At 61.2% G+C, this 18,267-nt stretch carries 21 protein-coding genes and 4 tRNA genes; 9 read left to right on the top strand and 16 right to left on the bottom strand.

The features are described from left to right. Positions 1-5 precede the first annotated feature (5 nt). Positions 6-509: a MarR family winged helix-turn-helix transcriptional regulator gene (locus tag ACIOJF_RS13075; RefSeq protein ID WP_105658003.1), complete on the top strand. Its 504-nt coding sequence runs from the start codon at positions 6-8 to the stop codon at positions 507-509. On the opposite strand, the gene mmsB is transcribed toward ACIOJF_RS13075, so the two are convergent. After that, complete coding sequence (gene mmsB, locus ACIOJF_RS13070) at positions 504-1,400, bottom strand: 3-hydroxyisobutyrate dehydrogenase (RefSeq protein ID WP_105662664.1); 897 nt, start codon at positions 1,398-1,400, stop codon at positions 504-506. The two genes, ACIOJF_RS13075 and mmsB, sit on opposite strands and share 6 nt — an antisense overlap. Then, complete coding sequence (locus tag ACIOJF_RS13065; RefSeq protein ID WP_105657886.1) at positions 1,397-2,449, bottom strand: 3-hydroxyisobutyryl-CoA hydrolase; 1,053 nt, start codon at positions 2,447-2,449, stop codon at positions 1,397-1,399. Before ACIOJF_RS13065 ends, mmsB begins: the two co-directional genes overlap by 4 nt. A gap of 105 nt (positions 2,450-2,554) precedes the next feature. On the opposite strand from ACIOJF_RS13065, the gene ACIOJF_RS13060 reads away from it, so the two are divergent. Together ACIOJF_RS13060 and ACIOJF_RS13055 are read left to right on the top strand one after the other, a co-directional pair. Next, entirely contained in the window at positions 2,555-3,355 is an 801-nt protein-coding gene (locus ACIOJF_RS13060; RefSeq protein WP_105657885.1) for an exodeoxyribonuclease III, read from the top strand. 14 nt (positions 3,356-3,369) lie between these two features. Beyond that, the gene (locus ACIOJF_RS13055; RefSeq protein ID WP_105662680.1) at positions 3,370-4,212 is read left to right on the top strand and encodes a hypothetical protein; all 843 of its coding nucleotides are present in this window, start codon (positions 3,370-3,372) and stop codon (positions 4,210-4,212) included. A gap of 52 nt (positions 4,213-4,264) precedes the next feature. Here the strand turns inward: ACIOJF_RS13055 and ACIOJF_RS13050 are convergent. The 4 genes from ACIOJF_RS13050 to ACIOJF_RS13035 form a co-directional block, all read right to left on the bottom strand. Next, a tRNA-Asp gene (locus ACIOJF_RS13050) sits at positions 4,265-4,338 on the bottom strand. Between the two features lie 61 nt (positions 4,339-4,399). Then, positions 4,400-4,472, bottom strand: a tRNA-Phe gene (locus ACIOJF_RS13045). Positions 4,473-4,521: 49 nt separating this feature from the next. Next, positions 4,522-4,595: transfer RNA gene (locus ACIOJF_RS13040), tRNA-Asp, on the bottom strand. 55 nt (positions 4,596-4,650) lie between these two features. After that, positions 4,651-4,723 (bottom strand) — tRNA-Glu (locus ACIOJF_RS13035). Between the two features lie 138 nt (positions 4,724-4,861). Here ACIOJF_RS13035 and ACIOJF_RS13030 point away from each other — a divergent pair. Beyond that, complete coding sequence (locus ACIOJF_RS13030) at positions 4,862-5,233, top strand: metallopeptidase family protein (protein ID WP_133834977.1); 372 nt, start codon at positions 4,862-4,864, stop codon at positions 5,231-5,233. A 778-nt stretch (positions 5,234-6,011) separates the two neighbouring features. Beyond that, a complete protein-coding gene (locus ACIOJF_RS13025) occupies positions 6,012-7,742 on the top strand; it encodes an NlpC/P60 family protein (RefSeq protein WP_402697454.1) in 1,731 nt (576 codons plus the stop codon). Between the two features lie 77 nt (positions 7,743-7,819). Here the strand turns inward: ACIOJF_RS13025 and ACIOJF_RS13020 are convergent, their stop codons facing one another. Next, entirely contained in the window at positions 7,820-8,797 is a 978-nt protein-coding gene (locus ACIOJF_RS13020; RefSeq protein WP_105657882.1) for a universal stress protein, read from the bottom strand. Between the two features lie 169 nt (positions 8,798-8,966). Here ACIOJF_RS13020 and ACIOJF_RS13015 point away from each other — a divergent pair, with 169 nt between their 5' ends. Together ACIOJF_RS13015 and ACIOJF_RS13010 are read left to right on the top strand one after the other, a co-directional pair. After that, positions 8,967-10,418 carry an NCS2 family permease gene (locus ACIOJF_RS13015; RefSeq protein WP_181148871.1) on the top strand — a complete coding sequence of 484 codons (1,452 nt, stop codon included), beginning with the start codon at positions 8,967-8,969 and terminating at the stop codon, positions 10,416-10,418. 92 nt (positions 10,419-10,510) lie between these two features. Next, positions 10,511-11,020, top strand: coding sequence for a DUF2087 domain-containing protein (locus ACIOJF_RS13010; protein ID WP_402741715.1), 510 nt, complete (start codon positions 10,511-10,513; stop codon positions 11,018-11,020). On the opposite strand, the gene ACIOJF_RS13005 is transcribed toward ACIOJF_RS13010, so the two are convergent. Both ACIOJF_RS13005 and ACIOJF_RS13000 read right to left on the bottom strand, forming a co-directional pair. Continuing rightward, a complete protein-coding gene (locus tag ACIOJF_RS13005; protein WP_402741714.1) occupies positions 11,017-11,844 on the bottom strand; it encodes a spermidine synthase in 828 nt (275 codons plus the stop codon). The genes ACIOJF_RS13010 and ACIOJF_RS13005 overlap by 4 nt on opposite strands. After that, positions 11,837-12,343 carry a GNAT family N-acetyltransferase gene (locus ACIOJF_RS13000; protein WP_402741713.1) on the bottom strand — a complete coding sequence of 169 codons (507 nt, stop codon included), beginning with the start codon at positions 12,341-12,343 and terminating at the stop codon, positions 11,837-11,839. The genes ACIOJF_RS13005 and ACIOJF_RS13000 overlap by 8 nt, the downstream gene beginning before the upstream one ends. 152 nt (positions 12,344-12,495) lie before the next feature. On the opposite strand from ACIOJF_RS13000, the gene ACIOJF_RS12995 reads away from it, so the two are divergent. After that, positions 12,496-12,876 carry a hypothetical protein gene (locus ACIOJF_RS12995; RefSeq protein WP_400291007.1) on the top strand — a complete coding sequence of 127 codons (381 nt, stop codon included), beginning with the start codon at positions 12,496-12,498 and terminating at the stop codon, positions 12,874-12,876. Here ACIOJF_RS12995 and ACIOJF_RS12990 read toward each other — a convergent pair. The 7 genes from ACIOJF_RS12990 to ACIOJF_RS12960 all read right to left on the bottom strand — a co-directional run bounded on the left by ACIOJF_RS12990 (position 12,873) and on the right by ACIOJF_RS12960 (position 17,288). Then, positions 12,873-13,562 (bottom strand): O-methyltransferase, encoded by a 690-nt coding sequence (locus ACIOJF_RS12990; protein WP_133834982.1) that lies wholly within the window; start codon positions 13,560-13,562, stop codon positions 12,873-12,875. The two genes, ACIOJF_RS12995 and ACIOJF_RS12990, sit on opposite strands and share 4 nt — an antisense overlap. After that, entirely contained in the window at positions 13,559-13,879 is a 321-nt protein-coding gene (locus ACIOJF_RS12985) for a thiamine-binding protein (protein WP_105657875.1), read from the bottom strand. The genes ACIOJF_RS12990 and ACIOJF_RS12985 overlap by 4 nt, the downstream gene beginning before the upstream one ends. A 53-nt stretch (positions 13,880-13,932) precedes the next feature. After that, positions 13,933-14,250, bottom strand: a complete 318-nt coding sequence (locus ACIOJF_RS12980) for an AzlD domain-containing protein (protein WP_105657874.1) — start codon at positions 14,248-14,250, stop codon at positions 13,933-13,935. After that, a complete protein-coding gene (locus ACIOJF_RS12975) occupies positions 14,247-14,978 on the bottom strand; it encodes an AzlC family ABC transporter permease (protein ID WP_286134236.1) in 732 nt (243 codons plus the stop codon). Before ACIOJF_RS12975 ends, ACIOJF_RS12980 begins: the two co-directional genes overlap by 4 nt. Beyond that, entirely contained in the window at positions 14,959-15,645 is a 687-nt protein-coding gene (locus ACIOJF_RS12970) for a hypothetical protein (protein ID WP_105662673.1), read from the bottom strand. The genes ACIOJF_RS12975 and ACIOJF_RS12970 overlap by 20 nt, the downstream gene beginning before the upstream one ends. Positions 15,646-15,650: 5 nt before the next feature. Further along, complete coding sequence (locus tag ACIOJF_RS12965; protein WP_402741712.1) at positions 15,651-16,520, bottom strand: glycerophosphodiester phosphodiesterase; 870 nt, start codon at positions 16,518-16,520, stop codon at positions 15,651-15,653. Positions 16,521-16,730: 210 nt separating this feature from the next. Then, the gene (locus ACIOJF_RS12960) at positions 16,731-17,288 is read right to left on the bottom strand and encodes a dihydrofolate reductase family protein (RefSeq protein WP_105662675.1); all 558 of its coding nucleotides are present in this window, start codon (positions 17,286-17,288) and stop codon (positions 16,731-16,733) included. A 239-nt stretch (positions 17,289-17,527) separates the two neighbouring features. Here ACIOJF_RS12960 and ACIOJF_RS12955 point away from each other — a divergent pair, with 239 nt between their 5' ends. Beyond that, positions 17,528-18,049: a hypothetical protein gene (locus tag ACIOJF_RS12955; RefSeq protein ID WP_402741711.1), complete on the top strand. Its 522-nt coding sequence runs from the start codon at positions 17,528-17,530 to the stop codon at positions 18,047-18,049. The last annotated feature ends 218 nt before the right edge of the window (positions 18,050-18,267 follow it).

Here is an 18,267-nt window from a genome sequence, read left to right as displayed (position 1 = left end):
TGCACATGACTTCTCCGCTCTCACGCGATCCAATCGCGCAAGCCAGGGAACAATGGATTTCCCATGGATGGTCAGCCGAGGCCGACTCCATGGCCGCAATTACCGCGGTGATGCGCACGGCATCGATTTACCTGCAGCGAGCCGATGCCATCCTCAAGCCGCACGGGCTGACCTTTGCGCGATTCGAAGTACTCGCCTTGCTCGGTTTCTCCAAGCGCGGCTCCCTGCCCATGAGCCAAGCCAGCCAGCTCCTGCAGGTCCACGCCACCAGCCTGACCAATTCGGTAGACCGCCTGGAAGCTACCGGTTTGGTGCGGCGCATCCCGCACCCGACCGACGGCCGCACCCGCCTTTTGGAACTCACGGCCGCAGGCCAGCAAGTGCTGCCAGCGGCCCGCGGCGATCTGAACGAAAAGCTCTTTGCCCAGAGCGATCTCTCCGGCACCGACGCCACCGAGATTTTCGAGATCCTGGCCCGATTCCGCAAGGCCTCCGGGGACTTCCTATAGCGATCCGTCGCGGATCGCGTTGATGATCCCGGAAAAATCGGTTCCCGCATCGCCCTCATCGCTGAACTTGCGGTACAGCGCTGCGGCCAGGGAGCCGAGCTGGGCATCGGTACTCGTATGCTCCAGCGCGCTAGCTGCCAGGCCGAGGTCCTTGGCCATCAGCGCTGCGGCAAATCCTGGCTGGTAATCGCGATTGGCAGGGGAAGCAGGCACAGGTCCGGGCACCGGGCAATTGGTGGTGACCGACCAGCATTGCCCCGACGCGGAGGAAATGACATCGAAGAGCGCCTGGTGCTCCAAGCCCAGCCGTTCTCCGAGCACGAAGGCCTCGGCAGCGCCAATCATCGAGATGCCCAGCAGCATGTTGTTGCAGACCTTGGCGGCCTGGCCTGCGCCGTACCCGCCGCAGTGCACGATCCGCTTGCCCATGTGCTCCAGCAGCGGGGTGATCTCTCCGAGATCTTCGGCCTGCGCACCGAGCATGAACGTCAAAGTCCCCGCTTCTGCCCCGACCACGCCCCCGGACACCGGAGCGTCGGCGCTTCGATGCCCCGCGGAGACCGCAAGCTGCGCCGCTTCACGGGCCTGCGCTACGTCGATGGTGGAGCACTCCAGGAACAGCGTATTGGGCTTGGCGCTATCGAGCAGGTATTCGCGGTAGGCATCGAGCACGTGCTTGCCCGAAGGGAACATCGTGATGACGATGTCCACGCCGGCGGCCGCCTCGGCTCCGGTAGCCACGGTGCCGATGCCTGCTTCTCGGGCGGCCTGCACCGCATCAGGAACCACGTCGAAGCCCTTGATCCGGTAGCCTGCCTTGTGCAGGTTGATGGCCATGGGCAATCCCATATGGCCCATGCCCAGGAATCCGATAACTGGTTTTGCGTTCATGAGTGGCTCTTTTCCGCTAGATCTTCACCGAGCAGTGCGAAAGTTAGTTCTGCCCCGAACAGGGGCTCCAAATGCCGTTGCGTGCGCTGGCCCGGGCTTAGCCCCGGGACTGCTTCCGTCCATTGCGGGGTGCGGTCCTTGTCGATGACTGCGGCGCGAATCCCCTCGGCGAAATCGGGGTCATCAAGCCGGTGAACGGCAGCCCGATACTCTCGCTGCAGGTCTTTTCTCAAATCCGCTCCAGCCAGGTGGATCAGTTCTTCGGCCAAGCGCACCGAGCTCGGGCAGGCGGCGCCCAATGCCTTCAACGCCTCTTGGGCTTGCGGGTACTCGTGCAGCTCCAGTGCACGCATGACCGCTGGGGTGCTTGCCTCGCCAAAGGCCTGCACCCATTCTTCGTGCAGGAAGCCAGGCTCCGGAGTCTCGGCATAGCTGGCCAGCACCGACGCGGCCGGCTGGACCTCGAGGTCTGCGAGCACGTCGGGGATCCGGGCCTCGGGCACATACGAGTCGGCCAGGCCCAAAGCGATGGTGTCGGCCGCGCCGAATTTCATTCCAGTCAATGCCGCCAATCGTCCGGCCGCATGCGGGGCACGCGCCAGCAAATGCGTTCCGCCTACGTCCGGGAAGAATCCGATACCGACTTCCGGCATGCCGCAACGGCTGGTTTCGGTAACTATGCGATGGCTGCCATGCGCCGAGATGCCGATGCCGCCGCCAAGGACGATTCCGTCCATGAGCGCAATGTACGGCTTGGGGTACTCGTCGATCAGGACGTTGAGCTGGTATTCAATGCGCCAGAAGTCAGCCGAAGCACCGCTGCGGTCCAAGATATCCCGGTAGATCGCCACGATATCCCCGCCGGCGCACAGGCCGCGCTCCCCTGCGCCCATAACCGCTACCTGAGCGATATCCGGGTCATCGCGCCATTCCAGCAGCACGTCGAGGAAGTCGCGGCACATGTCCGCGTTGAGGGCGTTCAGGGCCTTCGGCCGGTTCAGCGTAATGAGCCCCAGGTGCCCCCGGCGTTCGGTCAGAATCTCAGGCAACAGACTCTCCTTTGAGTGATTGAGGTCACCTACTAGTGTCGAATATACTCGGACTTCCAACTAAATTGAAGTGGCACAAGACAGCAAACTTGATAGGTTGAACTAGTGAAGATTGCAACCTGGAATGTGAACTCGCTGCGAGCCCGCGCCGACCGTGTTGAGGACTGGCTGCGACGTACCGATGTAGATGTCCTGGCTATCCAGGAAACTAAGTGCAAAGACGACAATTTCCCCTGGGAACTGTTCGAGAACAACGATTACGAGGTAGCGCACTTCGGAGTCAACCAGTGGAATGGCGTTGCCATCGCTTCTCGCGTTGGCCTCGAGGATGTTGAGCGCACCTTCCCCGGGCAGCCGGAATTCGGCAAGGCCGGCAAGAATCCGATCCAGGAGCCTCGCGCCATCGCGGCAACCTGTGGCGGAGTGCGTGTCTGGAGCCTGTATGTACCCAACGGACGCGCGTTGGATGATGAGCACATGGGCTACAAGCTGAACTGGCTGGATGTGCTCAAGCAGGAATCCGCCCGATGGCTGGCGGAAAACCCCGAGGCGCAGATTGCCTTGATGGGCGATTGGAACATCGCGCCAAAGGACGAAGACGTGTGGGATATCGACTTCTTCCTCGAGAACAAGTTGACCCACGTCTCGGCGCCAGAGCGCGCCTCCTTCGCTGCCTTCGAGGAGCTGGGCTTCACCGATGTCGTGCGCCCGCACACCGAAGGCGAATACACCTACTGGGATTACACGCAGTTGCGTTTCCCGAAGGGCGAAGGCATGCGCATCGATTTCTCGCTCACCTCGCCTGCGCTCACCGCACGCGTAACCGGCGCAAGCATTGACCGCGAAGAACGCAAGGGCAAGGGCGCCAGCGACCACGCCCCGGTCATCGTGGAGCTGGCCGACTAGTCATGGCGGCAAAGATGATTGGGCCCGCCGCAGAGCTGACCGCAGCTACAGCGCACCTGCGCGTCTACGAGCCGCTGGATGCTTTCGAGGATTGGGCCCAGTCCATCATCCTGCGTACCCCGCGGCGCACCGCGGAGCAGTGGGATGACTTCGAGAACGAGCGGCTGTGGAGCCGCACCCTGCGCCATGTCTCCGACCCGTTCCCGCACAATGAGCCGGAATTCTTCCGCAGCGTGAAGTCCTTGGACTACCAAGGGGCCGAGCACACGCGCTATTGCCCGGGGCAATTGCAGGCACGCAGCCTGCTCGCTGCCGAACAAGCCGAAGAAGCCATGCGGGCCGAGGTTTTCGACCTGCTGGTACCGCCGGCAGCGCGGCAGGCTAACGCACAACGCGTTGATGCCGACCGCCTGGCCAATGACCTGACCCATCTTCACACGAGGACCTCTTCATGGGGCATCCCGCTGGGCTGGTTTGCCCTCTTCCGCGAGGACGACGAGCACGAGCTGGTTCACAGCGGTGAGCAGCTGAAGACGGTTCGCATGTACGCCACCTTCGAACAAGCCATTGACCGCCTGGCTTGGGCAGTCCAAGCGCTGGCATCCCATGCGCCGCAGTCGCAGCTCTTCGAGGAGCTGGGCAGCCTTGGCGGATGGCTGGAATCCTTCGACAACAGATCGGTCATTGAACTGGATTATGGCCTGTTGGCAGAAATTGTGTGGCCCGATGATTCCGCGAACGACTTGATGCACGGCATTCAGGCGTTGGAAGACGAGGACATGACTAGCGCCGCCGCCGCATATCGCCGGCTGAGCAATCGCTGGATTGGACCGCGGCATCTTGGCCGCGCGAACTAACTGCCCCTGGATACAGCAAAAGCCCCGGAATCCGGAGCTTCTGTTTAGTGTGCGACCCTGACGGGACTTGAACCCGCGACCTCCGCCGTGACAGGGCGGCGCGCTAACCAACTGCGCTACAGGGCCTAGTGCTTTGAATAAATTCAAGTCACACAGTAAAACCCCCGGGATAAACCGAGGGCCTGCGTGGCTCCGACCGGCGTCGATCCGGTGACCTTTCGATTTTCAGTCGAACGCTCTACCAACTGAGCTACAGAGCCTGGTACCACTAAGTGGACACCAAATCTACTATTGAAATAGTAAATTGAGCGACCCTGACGGGACTTGAACCCGCGACCTCCGCCGTGACAGGGCGGCGCGCTAACCAACTGCGCTACAGGGCCTTGCTTTCGCAAGCCAATGGATTTCTCCATCTGACAACCACATAATGGTTGTTTGTACCCCCAACGGGATTCGAACCCGTGCCGCTGCCGTGAAAGGGCAGTGTCCTAGGCCGCTAGACGATGGGGGCCTAAGTTGTTCGCTTCGGTTTCTTGCTTCTCCGTAGCGGACTCCAATAACTATACGCAGTGTTTTTTGCTTTTGCAAAATCGGCACCTGGACGAGTTTCACCCATGCCAAATCGGGTGCGCGGGCCTAGTCTGGAAGCATGCTTTTTGAGATGGATGACGACGAATTCCAGACCCTGGTCGAGCAGGCCATCGACGCCATTCCGGAGGCTGCATTCGCCATGATGGACAACGTCATCTTCTTCATCGAAGACGAGTATGAGCCGCTTCCAGGAGAACCCAAAAACCCTGAAATTCTGGGGTTATACGAGGGTATTGCACTCACGGAACGGGACCTGGACTGGGGCACGGGCGCACTTCCCGACCGCATAACGATCTTCAAGAATCCGACGCTTCGAGCCTGCGAAACACGTGAAGATGTAGTGCGGGAAATTGGGATTACAGTGATGCACGAAGTGGCCCATCACTTCGGAATCGACGACGCAAAATTGCACGATTTAGGGTGGTCATAGCCCCAAATCCGCAGAATCTTCTTTTGAGATCTGCCTCACAAAAATACTCGAATACAGTGGTCGCGTCGAGGTCGAAAGAGACCCAAAGCACAGGCGTGGCGCTTGGAATCGCCATCCGGGTCCAGTCGACCGGCGGGCAAGCCGCCCAAAAGCCGTTTCGCAACGACTGGCGCGCCGGTCGGTTTCCCGTTGCCCCGCTAGCGGCTGCTTTATCCGGGCGTGATCAGGTGCAGCCAGCCGGAGGAACCTGGCATGTCCCTTGCCCTTGTCCACCCAGCAGCTCTGGGCCCCTCCGCCACCAAGGGCAGCGAGGTGATCCCGATTGGGAGCACGGCACCGCACCCCTTCAAGAGGATTTCGCCATTGGAGCCGGCGCCTCCGAGGCAGACCCAGCGAAGCAGAGCTTTGCGCCCTCCCGGAGTACCTTCACTTTTAAAGGCAAACCTTTTTTGCAGCCGCACATTCCCCTCCGGCACGTTACCCAAGCTTCACGACAATCGATACCTTGGTAACGAGGCGAGATATATGTCTGAGTAATTTCCCAGCCACTCTTGATCAGCCACACAGATCCCAAATGCCACTATCTTCGCAGATCACCGCCGAATACCCAGGCGAATTACACGAATGGGATTCATGTGACTGATGTGAACAGTGTTGCCAAGCGTGTCTTAATTGGCCTAATGTGCTATTTGAAGTCTTATCCGAATCGTGACCTACTCATCGGTGAAGGTCACGACTCACGCACTCCGCGTCATCCAAGTACTTAGTGAGGAACGATATGGCTACTCGCCACACGCTCGGTGTTGCTGCAAGCACCCTAGCCCTAGCGGTGTCCTGCATTGCAGGCGCTTTGCCCGCTTCCGCATCTACTTCAGCTCTGCTTCCTCAGTCTGTGGCCATCGCTGCCGCACCTAGCGCTTCCGCGCTACCTTCGGACGCAGAGGTCCAGGACGCAAAGAAGGATAAGGCTTCGACGAACGCGATGATCGCGCGCATCGAAGCTTCCCTGGCTTCCAGCCGCGCCGAACTGAAGCGCGTTGAAACTGAGGCCGCTCAGGCTCAGGAATCCCTGCTCACCGCCGGCGAAGAGCGCGATCTGCGCACCGCTGCGGCCGAGAAGGCTGTAGAACAGCTCGAGTACGCAAAGACTTACCTGGAGCAGAGCCGCAACGATCTGGGTGCTATCGCTTCGGATATCTACCGCAATGGTGCAGGCACCTCGACCCTGAGCCTGCTCCTTGATGACAACCAGGAAGGCGACCTGTTCTACAAGGCCGCTACCATCGACGCGTTGAGCGAACAGAAGGTCCAGTCCGTCAACACCGCCACCGAGGCCGAAGGCCTCGTTTCGGCTTGGCAGGAATATGCTGATGCGGCACAGAACGCCGCCGAAGAAGCTGCAGCCAACTATGACGCAGCCGCAGCGACCGCGAACAGCACCCTGTCCACCTACGAAGCAGCTATCGCACCTGAGAAGCAGCTGCGCGATGACTTGATCGGCCACCTCGCTACCTTGAAGCAGAAGGAAGAGGCCGAGGTTCGCCAGGCGGTTGAAGAGCGCGAAACGCAGGAGCAGGAAAAAGCTCTCGCGGACGCCATCGCCGAAGAGGAAACCGCCAAGGTTCCCGAAACGAAGCAAGACTCCGTTCAGCCGCTCTCGGTTGAAAAGCCACGTGAGCTGGAGCAGGCCGAACCTGAAGAGGAAACGGTCGAGTCGGAGCCTGAGAAGGTTGAAGAGGAACCGGAAGCTGTCGAGCCTCCCGTAGCGCCGAAGCCGGAGCCAACTAAAAAGGCCGAGCCAAAGCCGGAACCAACTAAAAAGGCCGAGCCGAAGCCGGAACCGACCAAAAAGGCCGAGCCGAAGCCAGAGCCAACCAAAAAGGCCGAGCCGAAGCCAGAGCCAACCAAGAAGGCCGAGCCAAAGCCGGAGCCAAAGCCAACCAAGAAGGCCGAACCGAAGCCGGAACCCACCAAAAAGGCCGAGCCGAAGCCGAAGGCTACCCCGAAGCCGGCACCCAAGCCTGAGCCAAAGCCGGAGCCCAAGCCGAAGGTCACCCCGAAGCCAGCGCCTAAGCCTGAGCCAAAGCCGGAACCTAAGCCGGAGCCGAAGCCTGAAGTCGCGCCGCAGTCCGGCAGCAACTACTCAGCAGCGTTTTCCTGGGCCTTGAAGACCGCGGATGATCCCAGCAAGTACTACGTTTACGGTGCCAACGGTCCCGATGCTTTCGACTGCTCGAGCTTCTCGCAGCGAGCTTTCGGCAAATCCGGCATCAGCCTGCCACGTACTTCGTCCCAGCAGTTCGCTAGCGCCCCGCAGTACGTGTCGCTGAGCAACCTGCGCCCAGGTGACCTGGTGTTCTCGTCTTCCAACGGCGGTTCCTCGTTCTACCACGTAGCTATCTACATCGGCAACGGCCAGGTCGTCCACGCTCGCAACCCGAACGCCGGCATCTCGGTGACTCCACTGAGCTACGTCAACAACCTCTACCCGAAGGCAGCCCGCTACTAAGCGCCACCCCTCGAGCACGAAGGCCGCACACCCTTTTGGGTGTGCGGCCTTCCTGCATTCTGGCTACAGGCGTGCGGTCACTGCTCCTGCGCCCGCGTATCGAAGTCCTTGCGGTTCTCCAGGCGAGGGTCATCCGAATCCGGCACGACCATCACCGGGCCCTTGGAGTGGTGCAAGACGCCCTGCGAGGTTGAGCCAAGCAGCATCCCGGTAAAGCCGCCGCGGCCCCGCGAGCCGGTGACGGTCAGTACCGCATGCTCGGATTCGCGGATCAGCACCTCGACGGGAGGCCCGGAGACCACATCGGTTTCCATCTTCAGCGACGGATAGTGCGACTTCAGCCATTTGGAGCCCACACTCATCTGGTAGCGCACATCTTCCAGCACGGCTTCCTGGTCAACGGTCGCCGGCATCCATGCCAGCGCCGCCCCCACCGGCGGCACCGCGCAGATCAGGCGCAGCGTCAGGTCGCTGGCGATGGCCGCGTCCGCGGCCGCCAGCACCGCTGAACGCGCGCGGTCTGAACCGTCAACGCCGACCACGATGCAGTTGCGGTTCGACGCCGCGGCGGCACCGGCCTCTTCCTGCTCCTTGGCCATGGCCAGCGGAACCACGACGGTCGGGCACTTGGAGTGCGCGGGCAGTGCCGAGGACACCGAGCCGAGCAGGCGGCCAACGAAGCCACCGCGGCCACGGGTTCCGACCACTACCAATTCGGCGTCCTGGCTCAGGTCCAGCAGCACGCCGGACGGGTCGCCGGATTCGATATAGGTGCGGATGGCCGCCGTGCTGCCTTCAAGCTCTGCGCGGGCCTGGCGCACAATGTCCTCGGCTCCCCCGCGGATCAGGTCGTCATCCAGGGTCGAGTAGCCTGCGTCCATGGAGGACGCGGCGAACACCGGGATGGTGTAGGCGGACACGATATTCAACACGCTGCCGCGGCGTACCGCTTCGCGTTCGGCCCAGCGCAAAGCGCATCTGCTCTGCTGGGATCCGTCCACGCCAACGACAATTCCTTCAATCTTCTCTGCTGCGACTGGTGCTTCGTCACTCATCAGACTCGCTCCTCAACTACCTCAGATATAACGGGATGTGATTTCCCTTACCACCAATGTACTTGCTTCCGCAGTTCTAGGTGTGAGTTGGGTCTAAAGTTTTCGCGTACAGCCTACTGGACACTCGGATCGATATGAATCAGCGCCCGAAACGTCATAGAATTTTTCCATGTCCTCCTCCACACAAACCGCGTCCGGGAATGCTATGGCCGCGCGCATCGACCGATACTTCAAGATTTCGGAACGGCGTTCAACGTTCTCCACCGAAGTTCGCGGCGGCATCGCCACCTTCTTCGCGATGAGCTACATCGTCGTCCTCAACCCGCTGGTTCTTTCCGGTGCCGATTCCTCGGGCGGCGAGTTGGGCATCCAGCGCGTTGCCGCGGTGACCGCATTTGTCGCCGGCATCCTGACCATCCTGATGGGCATCTGGGCCCGCCACCCATTCGCCATGGCTACCGGCTTGGGCGTCAACGCCTTCGTCGCTATCACCGTGGCAACCAACCCGGAACTGACCTGGGCTGATGTCATGGGCCTGGTGCTCATTGCGGGTGTGGTCATGTTCGGCCTGGTGCTCACAGGGTTCCGGACCGCGGTGTTCAATGCGGTTCCAGCCGGATTGAAAACCGCCATCGTGGTGGGCATCGGCATGTTCATCGCACTGATCGGCCTGGTCAACGCCGGCTTCGTCCAGCGCCTCCCGGATGCCGCGAACACCACCGTTCCGGTGGGCCTGGGCTTCGACGGAGAGCTGATGGGCTGGCCGATCCTGGTCTTCGTGGTCGGCCTGCTGCTGACCATGGCCCTGGTGGTGCGCAAGGTCAAGGGCGCGATCCTGATCGGCATCGTCGTTTCGGCGATCCTTGCCAACATCCTCGAAGCCGTCTTCCACATCGGCGCGATGGAGACCAACACCTGGTCGCTGGTGGTTCCGTCGCTGCCCGAGTGGACCCTTCCGGACCTGTCGCTGATCGGCCAGGTCAGCGTATTCGGCGCCTTCAGCAAGATCGGCGCCACCGCCGCTTCGCTGCTGGCCTTCGTCATCCTGCTCTCGATCTTCTTCGATGCCATGGGCACCATGGTGGGCTTGGCTTCGGAAGCTGGTTCCATGGACGAGAACGGGCAGATCCCCAACGTGGACAAGGTCCTGCTGGTGGATGCGGCCGGCGCGATCGTCGGCGGCGGCACCTCCAGCTCCTCGGCGCAGATCTTCGTGGAGTCCGGCGCCGGCATCGGCGAGGGCGCCCGTACCGGCCTGGCCTCGGTAGTCACCGGCCTGCTGATGATCGTCGCGATGTTCCTGAGCCCGCTGATCTACCTGGTGCCTTTCGAAGCCGTGGCGCCGGCACTGGTCGTGGTCGGTTTCATGATGATCACCCAGGTCTCCAAGATCGATTGGAACGACTGGGGCATCGCGCTGCCGGCCTTCCTGACCTTCACCCTGATGCCGTTCACCTACTCGATCGCCAATGGCATCGGTGCCGGCTTCATCTCCTACGTCTTCATCCGCGCCACGCAGGGCCGCGCCAAGGAAATCCACCCGCTGATGTGGGTTGTTTCCGCGGCTTTCGTGCTGTTCTTCGGCATCGGACTGATTGAGATGTGGGCCGGGGTCAAATAGCCCCGAAGCCCTCCAGGCGCCCCGTCATTGCTCCGGCGATGGCGGGGCGTTTTTTGCCTCCGGCCCGGCGGGAACTGGCTAGGATGGGCACTATGAGCGATCAGCAGAACACCGCTGGGCAGTGGATCCAGGTGGCCGCAGGCTTGAAGAACCCCTCGATGCGCCGGCTTCTCGGGGCGGTATTGAGCGGGCACGGGGTACCCGAGCAGGCCAATAAGTCCGAACGCAAGGACTTGGAGCGCTGGGCCAGCATCGGGCTTCTGCGCCAAGAGGGGTCCGGCTGGGCGCTGAACGACGAACTGCTGGAGAAGACCTTGGCTTCGGCCTCGGCCGCGAAGGCCGACCGCGTCGGGATCCGCCGCTTCTTCGACGGACACCGGCTGCATAGCCTCCCGGCGAAACCAGCGGACCGCCATGAAGTGCTGGTCTACCTGCGCAATGCCGTGATAGGAGCCGGGGACGAACTGCGCGAAGAGCAGCTCAATGAACGGCTGCGGGTATTCCACCCGGACGTCGCGCTGCTGCGCCGCTACATGGTTGACCACCGCCTGCTGCAGCGCGCAGCAGACGGGAGCGGATACCGGATGGGCCCCGGGAGCTAGCCGGTAATCGGCACGGCCCCGGTGGCGAAGCGCTGCACTGCCGCCCCTGAAACCAGGTGCGCCGGCAACGGCGCAGTGCGCAGGCTGCGTTCGAATGCAGGGCCGAGCTTGAGCGGTTCGTCGCTGGCCAGGAACACGATGTTCCCGTAGCGCCGGCCCTTGAGCATCGGCGGGTCGGCGATCATGGCCACATGCTCGAAGACCTCCAGCAGCGTCGCGGCTTCCGCCTTGGCGCCGGACAGGTCCGCGGTATCGCCGCAATTCATGATGTAGACGCCCCCGGCATCCAGCACGCGCTGGGCTTCGCGGGCGTAGTCCGCCGTGGTCAGCACGCGCGGGGTGGTGCTCCCGGCGAAGACATCGCGGATGATCACATCGCGGCTCGCATCACTCAAGGTGGGCAGCACCTGGGCTGCGTCTCCCACGCGCAGGCGTACCAGCGGAGCGCGCGGAACCTCGAAGTGGACGCGCACCAGCTCGGCCAGCTTGGCATCCAGCTCCACCACGACCTGCCGGGCGTTTTCATAGCTGGCCGCGACCCAGCGGGCCATGGAGCAGCCACCTCCGCCAAGGTGGAGCACGCGCAGCTTGCGGGCGCGCCCGTCGTATTGCCCGGCCGGGAAACCGATGGCGAAGACCGGTTCCATCCAGCGCATGTACTCGAAATCGAGGTAGGCCGGGTCCTCCAGGTCCACATGGGAGGAGGGCACGCCGTTGACCTTCAGGATATAGCGGCTGGCGCCGTAGGGATCAGCTTCAATGATCGCCGTTCCGGTGTCGATCGGATACTCTCCGAGCATTGATTCCTTGGCATCCCTAGCCACGCGCGCGCACCATTCGTTGTTCGATTAAGCCATCCCAGCTGCCAGTCAGGGCTTCACTGGTTCCATCAGGCGTGAATCCCTGCTTCGCGAAGAAGGCCAGGGCCCTCTCGTTGCCTTGCAGGACCCAGACCAGGGCGTCGTGCTGTCCAAGGACAACATCGAAGAGGTGCTGGCCCAGTCCGGTACCGTAGTACTCTTCCAGGACATAGAGCATGCCCAATTCGACGTCCACTCCGGCATCCTGGTCTTCTTCGATGACCGGAGTTCCACCGGCTAGCCCGATGATGCGGCCATCGCGGTCTTCCGCGATGAAGAATTGCGCTCCGGATGCCAGCCCGCGTTCCCACCAGGCTGTCTGGCCATCAAGTTGGCCTTCATGGTGGGCGAAAAAGGACTCATCGCGAAGTGTGGCGTACGCTTCTCGCCAGGCTTGCAATTTCATTTGCAGCGCTGCGCGGACGTCTTGTTCAGTAGCCAGTCGGATTCGGTAGTCGTTCATTTGCGGCACTTCTCTAGCCTACGGCAGTGACTTCGCTATTTTCTTCCAACGCACCAAGGCCCCCTCCTACTAAAGTAGTATTGCGGACTGTCCAAATGCTTGAAAAAATATTCACGTAGTCGTAAACTTTTTGGCTCAAAGGGGGGTCGGACTTGAACCGGAATACAAAATACGCTGCCTTGACTGGTGGCCTTGTCGGTTCCCTGACCCTGACCATCAGCCTTTCCTCGACCTTCTGGGTGATTTTGCTCGGTTGCGTTCTCCTAGCCGCCGGCTTCAGCATTCTGGCCAGGTTCGAACGCTTCTGGGGCCCGGCCGAACCGGACCACTACTACTACATCGTTCCCATGCTGGTTGGCCCGGTAGTTGCGGGGCTGGTGCGCAATACCGGTTATGCCCTGTGGGTCGGCCCGCCGATGGGTCTTCTCTGCGGATTGGGCGTGTACTTCTTGATCCTGAAGTCGCCGCCGTTCAAGCACGATGAAGCCGGGGAACTCGAATTCGAGCGCCCCGAGCGCTATCCAACGCGCTAGAGGACTCGCGCTAGCGCGAACCCGTCCCACCCCTTGACGCCTATAGTCTGCAGCGCCGTGGCTGATACGCGCGGGTCATCGCGCAACCACCGCAAAGAGTCCTGGATTCCGCGAACATCGGCTTCTTGCGTCCCATGCCGGGATGGGTCATCCAAGACCGCGCCGCTGCGCACCACGTTGTCGAGCACCAGCACGGTGCCTGAATGCGCCAGCTCCAGTGCGCGTTCCAGGTAGGGCACGTTGTTGCGCTTATCGGCATCTATGAAGATCAGGTCAAATGGTGCAACGCGTTTGGAAATCAGCGAATCCATGGAACCCTGCGCCGCACCCAACCTGATTTCAACACGTTCTGAAAGCCCTGCCCGCTGCAAGTTCTCACGCGCAATCGAGGCATGCAGGGGTTCAAATTCGCAGCTGATGACGGTACCGGCTGCACCGACGCCCCGGGCGAGCCAGCTGGTGGAGTAGCCCCCGAGGGTTCCGATCTCGAGGACCCTGCGGGCACCTGTGATCTCGGTGAGCAGCTGGAGGAACTTTCCCTGGGCAGGACTGACTTCAATCCGTGGAAGCCCGGCACTATGGGAATGCTCCCGGCCTGCCTCCAAGGCATCAACGCGCAGCCCCAGCGCCTGTTCCAAATATTCATCGACGGCTGCGGCATGGTGCTCTGCAGAATGGTGGATCATGACGGCATGTTCTCCTCACTATCCTCAATAGCCTTCTCCAGGCGTTGGATTTTGCCATCGAGCTCACCTTCGTAACCGGGGCGGATATCGGCTTTCAACACCAGCGATACGCGCGAACCGAATCGGCCAACGGCCATGGTGGCTTGCTTGACTACCTCCATGACTTCGTCCCATTCACCTTCGATCTCGGTGAACATGGAGCTGGTGCGATTGGGGAGGCCAGAATCGCGGACGATTTTCACCGCTTCGGCCACTGCATCGTGGACCGAACCGTTGGGGTTGTCGTTACTTGGGGCTACGGAGAAAGCTACAATCATGCTTCCACTGTCCCACTACGCCTTGTGCTTGTCATCCGCCTTGCAGGCAATATCTAGGCAGCTAGTCCGCTCGCCCTCAAGACGATGGCCGCCAGAGCACCGACGACAACGACGACAAGATAGGGTGCCTTGAAAGCCAGTGCGATAATCGCCGCCGCGAGCGCACCGATACGGGCGTCAATCACCAGTTCCTGCCCGGAGGTGAAGGCGTTGACCGTCACCAACGAGGCGAGCAACGCAATGGTCAGCGTGGCCGCGACATGGGACATGGTCGGCGAGTCCAGAACCTTGCGTGGCACAAAGTAGCCGCAGAGCTTGATTGCGTAGGCCGTCAGGCAGGCTCCCAGAATCCACCAGCTCAATTCGCTCAAGGCTGGTCCTCCTCAATGCTTTCCAGATCGCCGTGCTCGGTCGCAGCCGGGGTCCGGCGGCCGGTGGCCACCGCGTAGATCGCAGCGCAGGCCGCGGTTACCAGAATCGGCAAGCCCGGCGCGGTGACCGGCACAGCCAGCGCGGTGAGGATTGCGGCCGCAATCGCGATCATGACCGGTTCAACTGACTTCAAGCGCGGCCAGAGCAAACCGATGAAGGCGGCGACCGCGGCGCCATCGAGCCCCCAAGCCGCGGGGTCCCCCATGCGTTCTCCGAGCAAGGCTCCGACGAGGGTGAACAGATTCCACAGGACGTAGACGCCCACCCCGGCGGTGAAGAAACCACGGCGCTTCTCGGCCAGGTCCGATTGCCCCAAGCTGACTGCGGTGGATTCATCGATGGTCACCTGGGCCATCCAGGGCACATGCCGTCCCAAAGGCCGCAATGCCTGCTTGATCTGCATCCCGTACACGGCATTGCGGATTCCCAGCAGCGAAGCGGCGGAGAACGCTGCCGAGGCAGCACCTCCGCCTGAGATCACGCCGATAAAGGCGAACTGCGATCCGCCGGTGAACATCAAGGCGCTCAAGGCAACGGTTTGCCACAGATCCAGTCCTGCAGCAATGGACAGGGCCCCGAAGGAAATGCCGTAGAGCCCGGTGGCGATCGCGATGGAAAGGCCCATCCTGGTCGCCGGAGTGAACCAGCTAGCGGACGTGGCGTGCATCGTACCTGACCTTGTAGACACCGCGCTTGACCTTTGCGTCGCCGATCTCGACGTGCTGCAGCTGGTTCAGGTGCTTCACGTGGGTGCCACCGCAAGGTTCGGCATTCACCCCGGCGATGCTCACGGTACGGATGCCCTGAGCATCGGTGGCCGTTGTGATTTCTCCGCCGCCAGCGATGAGTTCATCGACGCGTCCTTGGAGCCAGGCCTTGGCGGCGGCCCGTTCGTTCTCATCGCCCAATGGCAGGTCGAGGCTGGCCGGATCGAAGTCGAGGCGCGACTGCCCAGGGAAGTGCGAGTGGCCCTGGTGCTGCCAGCCGCGGTCTTCGCCAGCGAATCCCAGGACGTGCCCTGCGGTGTGCAATGCGGCATGGGAAAGGCGCAGCTCGCCATCGATCTCAGCTAGGACCTGATCACCCACCTGCCGGGCGCCGGCGCCGTACAAGACCACCAGTGCATTCGCGTCGCGCTGGACTGAGACAGGCAGCCCGTCCACGGTGCCTGAGTCTTCGGGCTGGCCTCCACCACGGGGATGGAAGATATTGGGGCTCAGGGCAATCCACTGCCCGTCTTCGCCGCTTCCCGTTGCAATGACTCGGGCCTCCGCAGCAAAAATGTACGTGTCCTGCAGGTACAGGTTGACCTGTGCGATTTCTCCGGTGTTCATGTGGCCTAGCTCAGCTCCAATTCTTTGCGCAGTTCTGCCGGGCGGTTGCTCGTCAATTCCCCGACACCCAGGTCCACCAGGAATTGCGCATCCGCGGGACGGTCAACCGTCCAGATGCGCGCCTTCAGCCCTTGTTCCAGCCATCGGCGCACAAGATGCTCATTGGCTCGGGTCCAGGCGACCCCGGATCCAATGATGCCAGCTCCCCCTGCGTTGATCAGTTCGATTCCTTCAGGCACGGAGCGGTAAAGAACATCGTAGACACCTGCTCGCCCCAGGTCGCCGGAATCAATGAGCTGCCGGACATAGTCCGGGTTGACCTCGGTCATCAGCTGGCACAATAGTGAAGTGCTGACGGTGCGTGCCAGATAGCGCAGGGAATTCGGCTCAAAGCTCATCAGGGTCACCGCGATCTGCCCTTGCGAGCCGGCCGTGCCCGTCTGCAGGTCGAAGCCATGGGCTGCCAGGACCTGCAGCACACCCTTTTCGAGCAGGTGGCCATAGGGGCTTGGATGCTTGATTTCGATAGCCAGGCCAATTGGCTTGCCGCGTGCTTCAATGAGCTCGAAAAGTTCGCCGAGGCTCAGGAGCTGTTCATTCTCCGCCCCGTACTCGGCCGGGACCAGGCTCGGAACGACTCCAGTGAAGTCCATGGCTTTCATCTGGGCCAAGGTAAATCCGGCAACCAGACCGGCTGAATCAGAGGTGCGGTCGACTGTTGGATCGTGGTGGCAGACGACGATTCCGTCTTTGCTCAGATGGACGTCGCATTCGATTCCATCGGCGCCTTCGTCGATGGCCTGCAGATAGGCAGCACGAGTGTTCTCCGAATATTTATGGGAGCTGCCGCGATGGGCGAAAAAAAGCGTATCCATAATTCCTACGCTACGCGATCATCGCTCCTTGGCAACGCAGATTGCCCTCTGCCAAGACGCTTATTTCTTCGACTGCTTTCGTGGCTTCGGCCTGCGGATGCAAGCACTTGCTGCCATCGTGCAAAACACGAAGTTACCCGGCAAGAAAAGGTGTCCGCTTTCCTGATTCTGCCCCGGAATTCCAAGGCAAAATCGCCATCGTCATGGGAATCAGCCTGCACGCCGATAGCTGGCTGCGATTGCCCCGCTGGCCAGCGGCTGCGCTGATATCAACTGGAGGTGACGGGAATCCTGCAATCCTGCCTCATGCAGGGTTGGTCCATGCCCGGCGATGACTGGATGGACTAGGAAGTGGTATTCGTCGATAAGTTCCATCCGGTCCAGAACCGTTGCCAATTTGCCGCTACCGAGCAGCACTCCATTGGGGTACTGGTCCTTCAGCTTCTGCACCGAGGCGCGTAGGTCGCCGCTTAGCAAGTGCGAATTCTTCCACGAGTACGCGGTGCGGGTGCTTGAGACAACGTACTTGGGCTTCTCCTCCAGCTGCTGCGCCCAGCGAAGCAGCGCTGGTGGCGCTGCGATATCTCCATGAGCGACGGCCGGCCAGTAATCTTCCATCAGCTCGTAGGTGGCACGCCCCCAGAGCATCGCTCCGTGCGCATTCATCAGTCGTGTGAAGTAGTCGTGCAATTCGTCGTCGGCGATGCCTTCGCGATGATCTACACAGCCATCCAGCGTGACGTTGATGCTGAATGTCAATTGTCCCATCGCAAGCTCCTGTAGCTATAGCCTCACCACCAGGTCCCCGGTGCCTTGACTGTAGGGTTGCCGGCCAGCCACGTCAAGCAGCGACGATGCATCATCAGGCAACCGGTGCGAAAGCAGAGACAGGCCCGTTCGCATCGGCGATGTCCGCCCAGCATCTGCGTTGGATGCAGAACCTGTAAGCGAAACACAATTTCACACTCATCTTCCGGGAGACTAAGCGTCAAAGGTAGGCTCGCAGTATGCCGCCACCAGACTCATCCCCAAGTTTGTCCCCTGGTCCCCGCGACCTCATGCCCATTGTCCAGGGCCTGGTCCAAGGCTCCTGGCCAAAGACCGAAGTCGAGCGTGAAGTCCTGTTCGGTGCCCTTGGATTCGTTTCCGGAAACAACGTTGATGCCGAAGACCACGATTCACCACATCAATTGATGAGCCTAGACCTCGGCCTGCCAGGAAAAATGGTGAGTTTTTGGGATACTTACCGTCGGCAATTCCTCAGCGTCTGCACCCACCTCTACGGATCGCTGAACGCCCAGGACCCGGTGGCCCAGTATGGCTACGAAGCCCTGCAGGCGCAGCTTTCCCAACTGTATGGCACTCCTGAGCGCCCTTGGGACGACGAAGATCAGTCGGTGGGCATGTGGCGCTGTAATGGCCGGAGCATCACCCTGCAGCTATTTGACCGGTCGGATAGCACCGTGATGCTCACCATCGAAGACCTGGCACTCGCGTCAATAATTGAAGCCGAAGAAGCAGCCCACTAGTCTTCTCACTCCTTGGACTGCTTGAAGCGGTTCAAAGCGATTGCGATGCTTCGATAATAGGCAGGCCGCAAGCCAACAGGAACAGTGCTTAAACAAGTGCAGGGGCCAGGCTTTCATGCCTGGCCCCTGCACGGGTTAAACAGGTGAGGCCCCGGCACCAAACGGTACCAGGGCCTCAAACCATCTACTCAAGTTAAGTCCGGCGGTGACCTACTCTC

The organism is Glutamicibacter sp. NPDC087831 (assembly GCF_044742845.1).
Classification (GTDB): Bacteria; Actinomycetota; Actinomycetes; order Actinomycetales; family Micrococcaceae; genus Glutamicibacter.
Note: the sequence above shows the minus strand (reverse complement) of the source record. Positions and strands in the feature narration are given on the sequence as shown.